The sequence below is a fragment of the Streptodolium elevatio genome (assembly GCF_053592165.1).
Window position 1 is genome coordinate 1 of record NZ_JBSFVE010000080.1, and the last position, 1329, is coordinate 1329.

Annotated in this window: 1 protein-coding gene; it reads right to left on the reverse strand. The window is 71.7% G+C overall.

Annotated features, from left to right (window positions below; genetic code table 11):
• Window positions 1-20: 20 nt before the first annotated feature.
• Entirely contained in the window at window positions 21-1085 is a 1065-nt protein-coding gene (locus tag ACWD12_RS41040) for an IS110 family transposase (protein ID WP_450103957.1), read from the reverse strand.
• Between the last annotated feature and the right edge of the window lie 244 nt (window positions 1086-1329).

A 1329-nucleotide genomic window follows, 5' to 3' on the forward strand; every position in this document is an offset into this window, starting at 1 on the left:
GGCGAAGCTCCTATAGGTCGTCAAGCGGTCTGTGGGAGCTGTGTGGGGGTGTGTGTGAGTCGGGGCAGGTGTTTGTAGATCTCGCGGGCGACGAACCGTTTGAGGCAGCGGATGATGTCTTTCTTGGTCATGCCTTGGGCGGTGCGCCGGGCGACGTAGTCGCGGGTGCGGGCGTCGTATTTCATGCGGACCAGGACGATGGTGTGCAGGGCGTTGTTGGCGGCTCGGTCGCCGCCGCGGTTGAGGCGGTGGCGGTGGGTGCGGCCGGACGACGCGGGGACGGGTGCGGCGCCGCACAGGTGCGCGAACGCCGCTTCGGAGCGGAGGCGTTCGGGGTTGTCGCCCGCGCTGGTCAGCAGCTGGCCGGCGGTCTCGGGGCCGACACCGGGCAGCGCGAGCAGTGTCGGGGCGGCCTGGGCGACCAGCGGGCCGATCTCCCGGTCGGCGTCTTTGATCTCCTCGTCGAGCGCCTGGTAGCGGCGGGCCAGTCGCCGCAGGGCGGTCTTGACCGCGTAGGCCGGGTCGGCGGGTTCGCCGGCCGGGCGGGAGCGGGCCAGGGTGTCGACGAGTTCGCGGGTGGCGAGGCCGCGCAGCCGGTCGCGGACGGCGGAGGGGGCGGTGACGATGAGGGTGCGGATCTGGTTGACGGTCTGGGTGCGGGCCTTGACCGCGCTCTTGCGGACCACCCGCAGGGCACGGATCGCCTCCACGATCCCGGTGCGGGTCTTGGGGGTTCCGCCGGCCCGGCCGGACAGGACCGCGGTCGCGGCCGCGTAGGCGTCCACGGGGTCGGACTTGCCGCTCCTGCGCCTGGCTTTGCGGTCCGGGCGGTCGACCTCGACGACGGTGACCGCGTTGGCGGTGAGGAACCGGGCGACCTCCGCGCCGTAGGCGCCGGTCCCCTCGACACCGACCGCGACCACGTCGCCGTGCGAGGACAGCCACTCCAGCAGGCGCGCGTATCCCGCCGGGGTGGTCTCGAACGCCTCGGTGGCCAGGTGCCTGCCGACCGTGTCGATGACTGCGGCCTGGTGCAGGTCGGTGTGGGTGTCGATGCCGCCGACCACCGCTGTCTCGTCTGCCATGCTGGGGTGTGCTGCCCTTCCGACGGTGACGTGTGGGAGGGCACGGGCCGGTCGGGCTGACGGACAAGACAGTGATGGGACCTTTGGCCGGGCTCCTATGAAGTCACAGACGCCCGACCGGCCACGCGCCGAACGGCACCGCCCGGCAGGCCGACGATTCGCCAGAAGGACAGCCGAAACGTCAGTCAGTCGGAGAGTCAGACCCCCGAGCGGTGCCACCACCAATCCTCACTGTCAGTCGGCG